The sequence below is a fragment of the Merdimonas faecis genome, assembly GCF_001754075.1.
Lineage (GTDB): Bacteria > Bacillota > Clostridia > Lachnospirales > Lachnospiraceae > Merdimonas > Merdimonas faecis.
The window spans coordinates 158,746-173,277 of sequence record NZ_MIEH01000025.1 but is presented as its reverse complement, the minus strand read 5'-3'; the positions used below and the strand labels follow the sequence as shown (position 1 = coordinate 173,277).

The 14,532-nt window shown below is 47.2% G+C and carries 12 protein-coding genes; all 12 read right to left on the bottom strand.

Annotation, left to right across the window (positions count from 1 at the left end):
- Positions 1-35 precede the first annotated feature (35 nt).
- The 12 genes from BKD12_RS14455 to BKD12_RS14400 all read right to left on the bottom strand — a co-directional run bounded on the left by BKD12_RS14455 (position 36) and on the right by BKD12_RS14400 (position 14,527).
- Positions 36-1,817 (bottom strand): ABC transporter ATP-binding protein, encoded by a 1,782-nt coding sequence (locus tag BKD12_RS14455; protein ID WP_070090047.1) that lies wholly within the window; start codon positions 1,815-1,817, stop codon positions 36-38.
- A 1-nt stretch (position 1,818) separates the two neighbouring features.
- Entirely contained in the window at positions 1,819-3,585 is a 1,767-nt protein-coding gene (locus tag BKD12_RS14450) for an ABC transporter ATP-binding protein (RefSeq protein WP_070090046.1), read from the bottom strand.
- A gap of 111 nt (positions 3,586-3,696) precedes the next feature.
- Positions 3,697-4,575 carry an AraC family transcriptional regulator gene (locus BKD12_RS14445; protein WP_207645179.1) on the bottom strand — a complete coding sequence of 293 codons (879 nt, stop codon included), beginning with the start codon at positions 4,573-4,575 and terminating at the stop codon, positions 3,697-3,699.
- Between the two features lie 85 nt (positions 4,576-4,660).
- A complete protein-coding gene (locus BKD12_RS14440; protein WP_070090045.1) occupies positions 4,661-6,124 on the bottom strand; it encodes an ABC transporter ATP-binding protein in 1,464 nt (487 codons plus the stop codon).
- Positions 6,125-6,137: 13 nt separating this feature from the next.
- The gene (locus tag BKD12_RS14435; protein ID WP_070090044.1) at positions 6,138-6,860 is read right to left on the bottom strand and encodes an energy-coupling factor transporter transmembrane component T; all 723 of its coding nucleotides are present in this window, start codon (positions 6,858-6,860) and stop codon (positions 6,138-6,140) included.
- Positions 6,860-7,450 carry an MptD family putative ECF transporter S component gene (locus BKD12_RS14430; protein ID WP_070090043.1) on the bottom strand — a complete coding sequence of 197 codons (591 nt, stop codon included), beginning with the start codon at positions 7,448-7,450 and terminating at the stop codon, positions 6,860-6,862. Before BKD12_RS14430 ends, BKD12_RS14435 begins: the two co-directional genes overlap by 1 nt.
- A gap of 231 nt (positions 7,451-7,681) precedes the next feature.
- Positions 7,682-8,089 (bottom strand): RrF2 family transcriptional regulator, encoded by a 408-nt coding sequence (locus BKD12_RS14425; protein ID WP_070090042.1) that lies wholly within the window; start codon positions 8,087-8,089, stop codon positions 7,682-7,684.
- Between the two features lie 24 nt (positions 8,090-8,113).
- A complete protein-coding gene (locus BKD12_RS14420; protein WP_070090041.1) occupies positions 8,114-8,497 on the bottom strand; it encodes a metal-dependent transcriptional regulator in 384 nt (127 codons plus the stop codon).
- An 11-nt stretch (positions 8,498-8,508) separates the two neighbouring features.
- Positions 8,509-10,257, bottom strand: a complete 1,749-nt coding sequence (locus BKD12_RS14415) for an ABC transporter ATP-binding protein (RefSeq protein WP_070090040.1) — start codon at positions 10,255-10,257, stop codon at positions 8,509-8,511.
- Entirely contained in the window at positions 10,250-12,031 is a 1,782-nt protein-coding gene (locus BKD12_RS14410) for an ABC transporter ATP-binding protein (RefSeq protein ID WP_070090039.1), read from the bottom strand. The genes BKD12_RS14415 and BKD12_RS14410 overlap by 8 nt, the downstream gene beginning before the upstream one ends.
- A gap of 127 nt (positions 12,032-12,158) precedes the next feature.
- Positions 12,159-13,118, bottom strand: coding sequence for a helix-turn-helix domain-containing protein (locus BKD12_RS14405; RefSeq protein WP_070090038.1), 960 nt, complete (start codon positions 13,116-13,118; stop codon positions 12,159-12,161).
- 5 nt (positions 13,119-13,123) lie between these two features.
- Entirely contained in the window at positions 13,124-14,527 is a 1,404-nt protein-coding gene (locus BKD12_RS14400; protein WP_070090037.1) for an ABC transporter ATP-binding protein, read from the bottom strand.
- Positions 14,528-14,532: the final 5 nt, after the last annotated feature.

The following is a 14,532-nucleotide window of genomic DNA, read 5'->3' as shown; positions in this document are numbered from 1 at the left end:
CAGCACCTGCGCTAAAATTACAGTCTTATAATTAATTATTCCACTATTACATCTTCTGGAAGAACATCCAATCTAATGCTCCAGCCCTCTGCCTGCTCACGGATCATAATGAAACGGCGATAAAGTCCTTCCTGTTGAACAAGCTGCTGATGTGTTCCTTTCTGAACAACCTGGCCTTTATCCACCACTAAAATCTGATCCGCATGTTCAATCGTTGCCAGACGGTGGGCGATGACAATCACCGTTTTTCCAATGGTCAATTCACTGATTGCCTGCTGGATCAGATGCTCATTTTCGGGGTCAATACTTGCTGTTGCCTCATCAAGAATGACAATGTTGGCATTTTTCAAAATGGCGCGGGCAATAGAAATGCGCTGTTTTTCTCCGCCAGACAGCGTAGAGCCTCCCTCACCGATCACCGTTTCATATCCATCGGGAAGAGCCATAATGAAGTCGTGGCACCGGGCCTTTTTCGCAGCTTCTATAATTTCTTCCTTCGTTGCACTTGGATTGCCGAAACGGATGTTTTTTTCAATGGTATCGTGGAATAGGTAGACCTTTTGAAAGACCATCGAGATATTGCGGAGCAAACTGTCACAGGTCATGTTCCGCACATCCTCACCGCCTACTGTGACCTTGCCGCTGTCCACATCATAGAAACGGGCAATCAGGTTGCAAATCGTGGTCTTGCCGCTGCCAGATGGCCCTACAATGGCCGTAGTGCTGCCCTGGGGGATGGAAAAGCTGATATTCCGCAAAACAGGAACTTTATCGTAGGAGAATGTCACATCACGGAAAGCAATGTCTGTGTTCTGCAAAGAAATATCTTTCCCGTCTTTGTCTATAATGTCGGCGTGTTCAATGCCGTCCAGTTTATCCAGCGTAGCATCAATGACCTCCAATACATGGGCGGCGTTGTTCATGGCCTCAACACTTCCGAAAATCATAAAGGAAAACATATCCAGCATAAGCATGGTAGGAAGTTCCATACTGCCGTTATAGGTCAGCCAAGCAGCCACAGCTACAATGGCAATGGAGGCGGCTTTCAGCGAAAACAGGTGCAGGCAGTTGAAGGGCATATATTCCACTTCAATTTTGATGTTGATTTTCTTGCTGTCGTTGTATGCTTTGTGGATACCGGCAATAGACACGCCTTCCTGCTTAAAGGCTTTCACCACCTGCATCCCCCGCAGATACTCGATGGAACTTTCCACCATATCGTCCTGCGCCTTTTGATGGATAGGCGCGTTTTGGTGGCTGCGCGCCTCCAGCAGATGAAGAAACAGGGCAGACAGAAGGACGCCAGCCAGAGCAATTCCTCCCGCCATAGGACTATAAAATGCAAGGAACAGTATCAAGACGATAACTGTGATATAGCCGTTGACCACGGTGTTTACCATGTTCATGGCATACATTTCCATGAACGAGAGATCGGTTGTTGCGGCCGCCGACAACTCACCGATATTGTTCTTGTTGAAAAAACCCAGCGACACCCGTTTCAAAATATCTCCCAGCCGGATTCTCTCGTCAGCGGTTGCTTCATAACCGACACTTTCCTGCGTGATGGCTCGGAGATAAGAGAACAGGTATCGACCCAGTACAGCTAAAATCATGGCCCCCAGCATGATCCAGATGTCCCGGCCCTCCAATGGCTTGACGCCACCCCAGTCATCCAGAACAGCACTTAATCCATTCGCAGCCAGCATAATAGGGATTGCGGTAAAAATGCTGTGAATGAAAGCGTAGATAAACCCGATGTAAATACGCCGTTTATATTTTCCTGTCCATTGGATTAGTCGATTTACAATCCGAAACATATCAGTTACCTCCTTTCCCGGAACCGGCAGACCAGTTCTGCGCTCCGATATGCGCCTCCCACATATCCCGATAGAGAGAGTCGCTATCTAAAAGTTGCTGATGCGTGCCCATATTCTCAACCTGTCCATTTTGCAGGACGATAATCTGATCAGCATTTTTGATGGTGGACAGACGATGGGCGATGACAAGCAAAGTTTTCCCTTTTGTCAAAGCAGCAATGGACTGCTGAATTTTTTCTTCGTTCTCCTGATCGGTGAACGCAGTTGCCTCGTCCAAAATCACGATAGGGGCATTTTTCAAAATCATGCGGGCAATGGAGATGCGCTGTTTCTCGCCACCTGAAAGCCGGTTTCCCGCATCTCCGGCCATCGTGTCATAGCCATTGTCCAATTTCTGTATAAATTCATCACAGCAGGCGGCTTTTGCTGCCGCATATACTTCTTCGTCCGTAGCATCAGGGTTTCCCAGCCGGATATTTTCCTTGATGGAGCAGTTAAACAGGAAGTTATCCTGTGTAACAAAACTGACAATATCGGCAAGTTGGGCCAGCGGCATACTGCGAATGTCCACACCGCCAATGGTGATTTTTCCATCGTTCACATCCCAAAAGCGGGCAATCAAGCGGGCAACGGTGGACTTGCCTCCACCGGACGGGCCGACAAGCGCCGTAAACTTTCCCTCCGGGATTTTCAGATTGATATGGGAAAGCACCTGTTTACCGCTCTCTTTATCATAAGAGAACGAAACATCCTGAAGTTGAATGTCTTTGGACGGCACCTCCACTGGTTTTCCAGTATCAGGCAGTTCCTCCGCATGGAGCAACTCGTCCACGTCGTGGACGGCGTATTCAATCGCCTTCGTCTCATTGATGTAAGTAGTAAAGTTCATCAGCGGGCCTACAATACCCAGCGAGAGGATCAGGCACATTGCAAGGTCCTGCGGCGTAAGGCTACCGTTCCAGTAGAGATACATACCAATCGGGAGCGTTCCCAAAAAGGTGGACGGTAGCACAGCAGCAACAAAGTTCATCACTTTCCAGGAATTTTGATACCATTTGAGGGTGTAGTCTTTGAAGGACTCTACCGCCTTGGTGAACTTTTCGTAAGAACTGGAGGACTGATTGAACGCCTTGATAACTTCGATACCCTCCACATACTCCACGATCACGCCGTTCACATAGTTGTTGGACTCCATGTAATCAGCATAGAGCTTGTTAAAATTCTTCATCATCATAGCAAAAGCAATCAGAACGAAAGGCAGTGTGACCAGCATCGCCAGCGCCATACGCCAGTCGATGCAAACCAGATAAACAAAGACTGCCACAGGGAGCAGCAGGTTGGAGATACACTCTGGAATCATGTGGGCCAGCGGCAGCTCAATCGTTTCCACCCGATCTACCAATACATTTTTCAGTTTACCCACAGACTCTCCGATGACTGTCCCCAGCGGCGCTTTCATCAGCCGCCGGGCAAGAGCCAAACGAATATTCTCCAAAATGGTATAGGCGGATATGTGGGACAGGCTCGTTGAAATACCATAGAGCAAGAAGCGTATCGCATAAGCGCCAAGTCCGATCCAGCACCATTTCCAAACCTCTGCCATCACAGGTGAACCGCCGATAAAGAGCGTGATAATTTGGTAAACACTCCAATAGGGTATCAGTCCGGCAACCACACTGATGATCGCACATAAGACGGACAGGACAATCTTGCCCCGGCACTGTGAAGCAAAGGAAAACACAATAGAAATCCAGCTTTTCTGCTTCATTTCCTTTCCTCCTTAAGCAAAATAATAGAGAGTATCAATCGACTTGATACTCTCTAAGTATTGCAGATATTCATGTTGCCCGCCACTCTGCCCAGCCGGATTTTACTCCGTTTAGATTTTTATTTTTCGATATTCCAGCGGCGTTTTTCCCTTTACCTTCTTGAACGCCTCAGAAAACTTGCTGGTGTTCGTATAACCAACTTTTCCGGCAATCACCGTAATCGGTTCATCCGTCTGTGTCAAAAGAGAAGCTGCCAGGTCCATACGATAATTCCGCATATAGGTATAAATGGCGGTGCCATACACGCCCTTAAAGCACTGCTTTAGGGCAGAAGTAGAAATATCAAACTTTTCAGAAAGTTCCTCCATCGTGAAATGGCGCTCCGGCTCATTTGTCATAAACGACATGATAGCCTTGACCTTCTCCACCTGAGTCTTATAAAAGTAGGGACGCTCCACACCTAAGACTATAGGGTCTACCGTCCTGAGCGTGACCAACAATTCCAGGATCTTTACCCTGAGATATTCCAGACGGATATTATCAGGCACTTGGTACAGTTCTGAGATTACATGGTCGGGGACAGAGTTTCCATGCATGATGAAAGGGCGTGTTTTCAAGGCAAATTGCTGTTCAATCTGCTCCAGGTCAATGGAAAACAGGGACAGAAGATCACCCAAACCCTCTACCGCTTCGGGGACAGAAATCGTAACTGTAATCCCGTGGTAATGGCTTACAGGAAAGCTGCAATGGTTGTTTTCCGTGGCAGAACTGTCCAACATAATATCGCCGGACGCAAGATAAAGATAAGCGCCATTGCTGACTTCCCACTCGACGCGGCCTTCTCTGCAATGGTGAATTGCAAAAGTGTGCGTATTTTGTTCAAACTTCCTTGACGGGCAGTGCTCCATGTGAAAATCATTATACATGACACCTATTCCGGGATATACTTCATAATAGGTTGCAGTTCCGTCTCCTGTTTCATTTTTCATTTGGTAGACTGAGCAGGATTCATCCCGGCAGAGCAACTTCATATTTTGCTGTGAGAAAAAAAGGTCGCTTCTGTTCAAACCGAAATCACCTCGAATCTATGAAAAATTTTTGGAGGCGCTGAAGCCCTGCGGCATCTAACGCATATTGTTCCTGTACCATACCATGCTCCAAATGCAGAATATGAGTACAGCAACTGACGATCAGCTCATAATCATGGGTGATGACAAGAGATGTCTTTCCCATTTTCTGTATCGTCACAAGTTCATCAGCCACTTCTTTCATGTGCTGTAAATCCAGACCGCTGGTAGGTTCATCCAGCACTAAAATCTTACGCTCGGAAACAAGAGCGGTGGCAATCGCCACCCGCTGCTTCTGACCGCCGGAGAGCGCCATCGGGTGTCGCTCCTTAAACTGCAACAAATCCAATCTGTCAAGAACCGCATCCGCCTTGTCGGGAGTTGGCTCCGCCATGCTAATGAGCATTTCTTCCTCTGTGCTTTCCGTAAACAACTGATGGTTGACATCCTGCATGACCATATAGCACAGGGACAGCCTTTGCTTTCTATTATACGGTTTTTCATCTATTTTCACAATGCCTTTGCAATGCTTCTCCAATCCGCAGAGGCAACGGGCCAAGGTGGATTTTCCAGCTCCGTTATGACCGATCACTGCGATAATGCCCGCCTGTGGCAGCGAAAGACTGTCAATATCCAGCGCATCCCTCTGCTTTGTATAAGCAAAATGAAAGTTCTCACATTTGATAGAATCACTGCTTGCAACAGGATATGCTGTCACAGGGAACGCGCCCAAGTCAAAAGGCCGCAGCCCCATTTCTGCCTGTTGCGTCACGGACAGTTTAAGTGCATCCAGAGCCGAGTAATCTTTTTCAATTTTCCCATCTTTTAGATACACAACACGGTCTATCAACTCTTTCAGATAATAGAGCCGATGTTCCGCAATAATAACTGTTTTCCCCTGCTGTTTCCAAATCTGGATCATCCGGCGTAGATCTTTTGTGGCTGACATATCCAGATTAGAAGATGGTTCGTCCAGCACGATGATGGGCGGATTACTGGCCGACACAGAGGCACAAGCAATTTTCTGCTTTTCTCCGCCGGAAAGAGAAAAAATATTTTTCCCCAGCAGATTGTCCATATCAAACTGCTCTGCAGTCGATTTCACCCGCTGAATGATTTCTTCTTCAGGCAAACCCTGATTTTCACATCCAAAGGCCAGTTCGCTGGTAGAGTCCACCGTAAAAAACTGCGTGCGGGGATTTTGAAAAACGCTCCCCACATATTTCGCTGTTTCATAAAGTGGAAGTCTGCTGATGTTCTTGCCATCCAGTAGGACTTCGCCGCTTAACTCGCCCTCATAATAATTCGGGATCAGCCCATTCACCAACCGGGTCAGGGTTGTTTTTCCGCAGCCAGATTGCCCACACAAAAGGATAACTTGCCCGTCCGGGATGATTAAGTCAATGTTTACAAGCCCACCGGCATCTGTTCCCCCGGCATATCGAAAATTGATATTGCGAAGTTCAATCATAGACTCCTTCCTCCTAACAAATAAAGAAACCGACCCAACACGGTATCGCCAGCAGGAAGAAGAAAATGTCCAAAGGCCCAAAGCCAATTTTGCAAATATTTGTCCGTTTCTGCGGCGCTCCAAGCCCTCGCGTGAGAGCCGCCGCAGACAGTTCTTCTCCGATTTTGGCAATCGACATCATCAGAGGAACCACCCGGTATTCCAGCATCTTCATGGGACTGCGGAGAGTAGTGATGCCGCGCATCTTCATGGCATCCCGTATAGCCGCATATTCCTCTTTTACCGTCGGGAAGAAACGAAACACCACGGACACGGGGATTACTATTTTCTCGGGAACATGCATCCGCTCCATAGCTGCGACAAATTCGCTAACGGTTGTAGTGCTTACCAGATAATATCCCATAATAAATCCCGGAAGCATGTGCGTATAAATCCCGACTGCGGCTCCCAGGATAAAATTCCATGTACCAGTGAGCAGCGGCAATACCGTTAATTCCAACGCAAACAAAATAGCGTATGTAACTGCAAATCTGGCTGCGGCCACCCATTTCCTTGAAAGAAGTAAAAAAATGATGGGGCAAGCCATTAGACACGGACGGACAAAATTCATAAACCCGCCAGTGCCGCCGGTAATCATAATGGTGCTGACTGTAACAGTCAAAAACAGTTTTGTCCTCGGATCGGTGGGAATAACAGCTTTGCTTTCAAATTTTAGCGTTGTAACCGCCGCATCCATCAGGCAATCCCCGCCTTTTCAAAATGCTTCTTCAATACAGCTTTACCAAGAAGCGCCCCCAAAATGCCACCGATAAAGGTGACTACAAACAGAACTGGATACATCCAGCCAGGAGTATAGGACATGAGTGTGTCTACATATTCCTGCCCATAGCTACTTACAAGTGAAGCGAAGAAGGTATCACGGGTCAAAAACATCCGGCTCACATAGCCCATGATCCAAAGGGAAAACACCCCGTTACCAAGGAGCGTACACTTCCAGCTTTGATATTTTCCGGCTCGCAAAATTACATCGCCCAGGACACCAAAGATGATGCCAAAAATCAGAACCAACACACCGCTGCCCATGATTAAATTCAGCAAGCCAAGGATAATGCCGGTCAGGGATACCATACCAAACTTCTTGACCTTTGTTAAGTACAGCATAAAGGGAATACCGCATAGGATGGGGCACACCAGCCCAAGAAGCGGGATAAAGATCGGGATATACCCCAGCATCATGCCTGCAAAGAAAATGACAAAATAGATCGCTGTAAAAACACCCACATTGATCAAATCTTTCGCCTGCAGTTTCTTACTTTCTACTTTCACGCTCTATATACCTCCACTTCAGTTAGATTACGCTAACCCCTTCCGTAAAAAAAATCGCGAAACGGGATTTCGCATGATTAAATCCTACCATAATACCAATAGTTCTCACCACTCTGAATAGTTTCAAAATGCTCCATTTGGTTTTTAAATACAAAATGGAGCTATTGCTACTCATGGCAAAATAGCTCCATTACTTACATGTATAAGCTGTATCAAAAAAGCACACATTACTTACAGATAGAAATCAGCTTCCAGGATTCTGGCAAGTGTAATCTCTTTCAGAGACCGTTCCAACATACGATCCACCTTCCTATACTCATTCTTTAACATGAGCATCTCCTGCGATATCTCATCGGATGGTATTCCACAAATATCCCCCGTCTGGGCAGCTCCTTCCATTCCTAAAATCACATCATATAGGCTGATTTCTTCCGGTGCTTTTTCCAATGCCAATCCTCCAGACGAACCATGGGCGGCCCGGATAAATCCGGCCGCCCTTAGCTTTGCGCTGATCTGAAGCAGATAGCGATGCGATACGCCGATAGCTGCTGCCAGCTTCGAGGAGGATACGGTCTTTCCCGCCTTGGCCAGATACAGCAGCATCTGTATGGCATAGTCTGTAGAACGGTTCAACTGCATTGACACTCTCCTCCTCTGCTTTTCTTATAGTCCATTGCTTTCACTTTCGCTTTGGTATTTTTCTTTCAGCCGGCGGAAGGTTTCATCGCTGATCACATGCTCGATACGGCAGGCATCTGCCTCTGCAGTTTTGGGATCAACGCCGGCCTCTATCAAACGATCTGTAAAAAAGCGGTGCCGCTCATAAATCTTTCCGGCAATCTCATTTCCTACCTCCGTCAGGTGCAGAAAATGATCTTCATCCATAATGAGAAAACCGCCTTCCTGCAGAACTGCCACTGCATGGCAGACACTGGGCTTTGATACACCCATGTGCCGGGCTACATCCACGGAGCGCACCATACCCATTTTCCTATGGAGAATAAGAATGGTTTCCAGATAATCTTCTCCGGACGCATAGAGTTTCATAGACCTCTTCCTTACTGTATCCGCCAGCCTTCGGCCTGTTCACGGATTTGAATAAACTTTTTATAAGTGCCTTCCTGTTTCAGCAGTTCCTTATGCGTACCTCTCTGAACCACGGTCCCGTCATCAATCACAACGATCTGGTCGGCGTTCTCAATCGTAGCCAGACGGTGGGCAATCGTGATAATGGTTTTTCCATGTGTCAGGGCAGAAATAGCTTCTTGGATCAAATGCTCATTCTCCGGGTCAATACTTGCTGTAGCCTCATCCAAGATAACAATAGGAGCATCTTTTAGCATTGCCCTGGCGATGGAAATTCTTTGCTTTTCACCGCCGGAAAGCGAAGAACCCCCTTCACCAATCACCGTGTCATATCCGTCCGGTAAAGCCATTATGAAGTCATGGCAGCGGGCGGCTTTTGCGGCGGCGATGATCTGCTCATCCGTGGCGTCCGGACTGCCGAATTTAATGTTATTCTTGATGGTATCCCGGAACAGATAGACATTCTGAAAAACCATACTGATATTTTTAAGCAAACTATCGCAGGTAAATTTGCGAATATCCGTTCCACCAATAGTAATCGTTCCACTGCCCACATCGTAAAAACGGGCAATCAGGTTACACAGCGTAGATTTTCCGCTGCCAGATGGTCCCACGATGGCTGTTGTGCTATTCTGCGGAATTTTGAAGTTCAGGTCATGCAGAACAATCCGGCTGTCATATCCAAAAGAAACATCCCTAAACTCAATATCGTAGTTTGCCGGTTTTATGTCGGTGCCATCCTGGTCGATATAGTTTACATTCTCCAATGCTTCCAGCTTATTCATGGCAGAGTCCACAACTCCAAGCGTATGGGCTGCGTCATTGATATTCTCCACACTGCCGAACATCACAAAAGAGAACAGGACAAACATCAGGAAGAACGCCATACTCATTTGTCCCTGCAATGCCTGCCATGCACAAATAAAGACTATTCCTATCGAAGCCAGTTTCAGGGCAAACAGATGCAGACAATTAAATGGAGTAAAGCCTTTTTCCACCTTGATATGAATATCTTTCAGATCTTTACTGGCACTGCGAAAGTTTTCAATGGATGCCCCTTCCTGTCCAAAGGACTTCACAATGGAAAGCCCCCGGATATATTCAATCACCGCGCCGGACATATCTTCCATTGCTTTATGGGTTGTTGCAGCGGTTTTTTCACTGTGTCTGCTGATCCCCTGCAAAGCCAGCGCCGAAAGAACAACACCGACAATGGAAATAACCGCAGCAACAGGACTGAAAAAGATCAGGCATAAAACGATGGCAATAAACTTTGCATATCCATTGATGATGACATCCACCATTTTCATGCCCTGTAATTCCAAAGTAGACAATTCTGTAGTAACGCCTGCCAGAATGTCACCGACACTGTTCTGCGAAAAGTACCCAAGGGGAACCCGCTTCAGTACATCGCCCAAATGAATACGCTGTCCGGCAGCCACTTCATATCCAATGCTCTCCTTCAATACTGCCCGGAGATAAGAAAGCAGGAAGTTCAGCATAATCGAGCCAATAATGATCCACAGCGTTTGCCAGATTAAAGCAGTATCCATCGCAGTATTCGTCCAGTACGCCTGAACCGCTTTATCCAGCGCATATGCGGCTGCCATCGTAGGAATTGCAGTAGACAAACTGCTGAAAAAGGAACACACAGAACCTAGATAGAGGCGGCCTTTATATTTGCCAGCCCATCGGATAATGCGTTTCATTGACTTAAACATTGACAGCCACCTCCTTTTTCTTGCCCACAGACCAGTTCTTTGCGCCAATATGCGCCTGCCACATATCCGCATAAAGCGAACAGCGTTCCAGGAGTTCCGCCTGCTTTCCGCAATCAACAATCTGCCCTTTCTTCAGAACGACAATCTGATCTGCGTTTTGAATGGTAGACAGACGATGGGCAATCACCAGCAGGGTCTTTCCTTTGGAAAGGGCCATGATGGATTTCTGGATTTTATCTTCATTCTGCGGGTCAGTGAAGGCAGTTGCCTCGTCCAAAATCACAATAGGCGCATTTTTCAGGATTGCTCTCGCAATAGCAATTCGTTGCTTTTCTCCGCCGGAGAGCCGCTTGCCAGCATCACCGGCCGGGGTATCATATCCTTTTTCCAGTCGAACAATGAAATCATCACAGCAGGCCGCTTTTGCGGCGGCATATACTTCCTCATCCGTAGCATTTGGATTACCCAGGCGGATGTTCTCTTTGAGAGAGCAGTTGAACAGGAAATTGTCCTGTGTCACGAAGCTGACCAATTCGGAAAGCTGCCGGATGGAAAGTTCCTTGATATTCGTACCGCCGATGGAGATACTGCCGCCGGTCACATCCCAAAATCGGGCAATCAGCCGGGCAACGGTGGACTTGCCCCCGCCGGATGGCCCAACCAGGGCTGTAAAACTTCCCTGCGGCATTTTCAAGCTGATGTCATGCAGCACTTCATTTTGCTCGGTGCCATCATAGGAGAAAGATACATCCTGTAAAACAATATCTGTGTGTCTGATCGGAACAATCCTGCCAGAGTCCGGCAATACAGGCAGGTTCAGAAGTTCATTTGCAGCTTCTACTGCATATTCCATTGACTTTGCCTCGTTGATAAAAGTAGTAGCCTTCATCAGCGGGCCGACAATACTCAGCGAAAGAATAATTCCCATCGCCAATTCAGCAGGCGTGATACTTCCACTCTGCGCCAGCAGCAAACCGATGGGAAGTACCCCCAACAGGGTGGTGGGCATAATCGCCATCATCAGGTTCATTGTTTTCCAGGTACTCTTGAACCATGCCAGGGTAAAATCCTTAAAGGACTTTACCGCTCCTACGAACTTTTCATAGGAACTGGTGCTTTGGTTGAACGCCTTAACAACCTCAATGCCTTCCACATACTCAATAATGACATTGTTTACATGATTGTTTGCCTCCATATAAGCTGCATACTGGCTGTTATAGTTCCGCATGAGAAAGAACATGGGGATCATAGCCAGAACCGGGGCAATCAGGACTGCAAGGCCCAAACGCCAGTCAATCGCCAGCAGCCAGATAAAAATAGCAACCGGAAGGAGCAGGTTTGATGTCAGCTCCGGGATCATGTGGGCCAGAGGCGGCTCCAAATCCTCCACCTTGTCCATGATAATATTCTTCAGATAACCGATCCTTCGTCCCATTACTTCGCCAAGGGGCGCCCTCATCAGGCGGTTTGCGATTTTCAGCCGTATACCTTCCAGTATCGTATAAGCGGAGATATGTGCCAAAATGGTGGAAATGCCAAAGCAGATGACGCGGATCAGGTATCCACCTGCTCCTACCAGACACCAGAGTAGAATGTTATTCAAAGTAGCGGTCCGGTTAATAAACAGGATCAGGATTTCATACACCGCCCAAAACGGAACAAAGCCTCCGGCAACACTCAAAATGGCACACAAAACCGAGAGGGTCATTTTCCCTTTGCAGGGACCTGCAAAAGAGAAAAGCGTTTTGACCCAATGCTCTTTTTGCTGCTTCATATCAATTCACCTCTCTCAATCAATTTAGCCAGCAAAGAAAAAAAGAATGGTTAATTTTCGCTAACCATCCTTAATGCTATCACAATTCAATTTTTCTTTCCGCTCCACACGGCCTTTTTTATTCCAATCAGATGATTGATTTTCGATATTCCAGCGGCGTTTTCCCCATTGTCTGATGAAATGCGGCCGCGAATTTGCTGGGGCTGTCATATCCCACAAGTCCTGCAATCTCCGCCACCTTCAACGACTTATCGGATTTCAGTAAAGAGGCAGCATAGTTCATGCGATAGTTTCTCATGTATGTAAAAATCGGGCTGCCATATACCGATTTGAAGCAGTTTTTCATAGGTGTCAGGGCAATATCAAACCGTGCGGAGAGTTCTTCCAGAGTATAGTTTTTGGTCAAATCCTGCGTCAGAAGCGCCTGGATCGCTTTGATTTTCTCAACCTGGCCTTTATAAAAATAGGGGCGTTCTTCTGTATGGCCTGAAAGTTCCAGCGCGTCCAGATACAGCAGCAGCTCCAACACTTTAATCTTGAAATAGTCCTTTTTAATTTTGACCGGCACATTGTAAAGTTCGGAAAAAATATGCTCAATGGCCGGTTCTCCTGGAATGACATAGGGTGTACGGTCGCTGCAATACTTTTTCTGCAGTTCATAAAGATCCACAGAAAAGCCTTTTATAGAGGCCGGGATTTCCTTTGCCGCAGTCTCCATCTGAAAGCCAATGGAAATACCGTGGTAGTGGCAAAGGGGAAATTCCACCTTGCCGGAATGATGGATGCGGCGATCCACCCGAAGATCGCCAGCCTCTAAATAGCTAAAGGCATTTGAGCCGACTTCCTGCTCAATGCGCCCTTCCCGGCAATGGTCGATGCAAAGCAGGTCCATATCTGTCTGGAAACCTGAAATGCACTCCTTCATGTGGAAATCATTATACATGAGAAATACACCGGGAAAGACATGATAGAGCGTCATCATGCCTTCGCCGGAGTTATCGCTTAAACGCATGACCTTGCAATCATCGGACTCGACCAGGTTTTGAACATTGGGACCGCAGTACATTTCCTGAAATAGTTCCGGCATAGACGCTACCTCCTTTCTTTGGAGCATCCCTCCATATCAAATATTTTATCACAAGTCCGGCCCAAAAACTCAAAATCATGGGAAACAATGATGATCACTTTATTCTCATCATTCAACTTGCGGATCATATTGCTCACTTCCAGCATACGGTGATAGTCCAAGCCACTGGTCGGCTCGTCAAAGACAAGTACATCCTTATCAGAGAGAATAGCGGTTGCCACCGCAAGGCGCTGCTTCTGGCCTCCTGATAAGGCCATCGGATGGCGGTCTTTGAAATCCAGCAAATCAAAAGACCTGAGAATTTCTTCAATCCGCTCCGGCGGACAATCCGGCTGCGCCAGTTCACATTCGTTCCATACGCTGTCTGAAAAAAGCTGATGGTTCACATCCTGCATCACGCAGAAGCTGGCCTTATTACGCTGTTTTGCCTTCAGTGCTTGGCCATCCAGCCGGACCGTTCCATTCTCTTCTTTCAAAAGCCCGCACAGGCAGCGCGTCATCGTCGTTTTTCCCGCACCGTTATGGCCGACAATACCCAACACTTCGCCCCGTTTTGCAGAAAAGCCAATGCCGCCAAATACCGGCTGCTTATCAAAGGCACAGGAAAGATTTTCTACGGATAAGCCTTCCTGCGCTCCTGATGGATCGGCGGGAGGCAGCTCCAGCACAGGATGGACAAGACTTCTAAGCCCCATCCGGATACGCTGCTCATCCGAAAGATTGCGAAACTCATCCCCGGAAAATATCTGAACGATTTTTCCCTTTTGAATGAAGATTGCCCGGTCAATCAGGTCCATCAGGAAATATAGGCGGTGTTCGGCAATAACAACCGTCCGTCCTTCTTTTTTGATCTGGATAATCTGCTGGCGTAAGGTGTCAATCGCGTCAGCATCCAGATTTGCCGTCGGCTCATCCAGCACAAAAATGGACGGGTTCATGGCATATACAGAGGCAAACGCAAGACTTTGTTTTTCTCCGCCGGACATGGAAAAAATGTTTCTTCCCAAAAGCGATTGAATTTTCAGAGCGGAAACAGTGGCCTCAAATCGCTCTTTAATTTTCTTTGGCTCAACCCCCGCATTTTCCAGGCCGAAAGTGATCTCGCTGTCCGAGTCGATATTGAAAAACTGAGATTTCGGATTTTGGAACACAGATCCAACCTGCTCCGGCAAACGGTACATTTCTGTTTTTGACACTTCCATACCGTTTACAACCGCCCGGCCGGATAAAGTGCCGCCCTCAACAAAATGAGGGATTAAGCCGTTAATCAGTTTTGTCACTGTCGTTTTGCCGCAGCCCGACTCCCCTGTAAGGACAACACATTCTCCCTGCTGGATATTCAGATCAATATGGGAAAGCGTTCCCTGTTCTTTCTCATATTCAAAAGATACATCCTGAATTTGGATCACATGGA